The following is an 884-nucleotide window of genomic DNA, read 5'->3' as shown; positions in this document are numbered from 1 at the left end:
GGTTGCTTCCGGCTGGAGCATTTGCCGGGTGGGACTTACACCCACTGGAAAGCGCCACCTTTTCACGGCGCACACCCAAAGCCGTCATTCAAGATCTGGGGTTACCGAACCGAGTCGTGTGGGAGCCAGTGCGACTTGCACGACAAACGTGTTGGTTCATATATGGCTGCCTGTTTACGAACCGTGGACCGCGGCTTGCAGCGGCCGCCAAAGGATCAGATTAATTGGAGAGCCATGCTGGTGGCGATGCGAGTCCATAGCACTGCCCCCCACGCGAATGCAAACGCCACCGGTAGCAAAACCTCACTGGATATGAATACGCTAAGCGGCGCACGGGTCGGAAAGAAACCCGACACGCCGGGACCTTGATGATCCTGCGGCCGCTGTTCATTCCAGTACTTTTGGAGGCTCAGAATCGCAAGTGCGGTGCTGATCGTAGCGACAAAGACCAAGAGCGCCACCGTAAGTCCGAGCATCGAAATGGTCACAACTAGCGATCCCTCCTTGTCCCAAGCAAACCCCAACGCAGCGAACAAAAATCCTTCCAAGGAGCCGAGCCATGAAAGACGCCGGTGCATTTGCTCGTCCTCGTGCAATATCATCTGGCGTATCGTTCCTATGAGTTTATCAATGGCTTGAGCATCTTCTGGTTTGGATGGGTAATCGCTCCGCGCAACGTCCCTTTCCTCGCACCACTGTTCCGCCCACGTTCGGGCGAAGACGACTGCATCGTGCTCGGTGGTGAAGGCCGCTAGTGGTATGCGTCAAACGGATTGCATCTTATTCAGCTTGGCCCTGGCACGCGTCACTTTCGCGAGGATGTCAGAGGCCTTTGCTGTCCAGATGAACGGTTTCGGATGACGGTTATGTTTCTGCACGTACTG

The 884-nt window shown here is 55.8% G+C and carries 1 protein-coding gene and 1 pseudogene; both read right to left on the bottom strand.

The window, feature by feature from the left end; translation table 11 throughout:
* Window positions 1–215 precede the first annotated feature (215 nt).
* Window positions 216–602 carry a hypothetical protein gene (locus tag AWB81_RS43575; protein ID WP_062644794.1) on the bottom strand — a complete coding sequence of 129 codons (387 nt, stop codon included), beginning with the start codon at window positions 600–602 and terminating at the stop codon, window positions 216–218.
* Window positions 603–764: 162 nt separating this feature from the next.
* Window positions 765–884, bottom strand: a pseudogene (locus AWB81_RS44470) (IS630 family transposase); the annotation flags it as partial.

Source organism: Caballeronia arationis (assembly GCF_001544975.2).
Taxonomy (GTDB): Bacteria; Pseudomonadota; Gammaproteobacteria; order Burkholderiales; family Burkholderiaceae; genus Caballeronia; species Caballeronia arationis.
The sequence above is the reverse complement of the archived record's forward strand: the minus strand, read 5'-3'. Positions and strand labels throughout refer to the sequence as shown.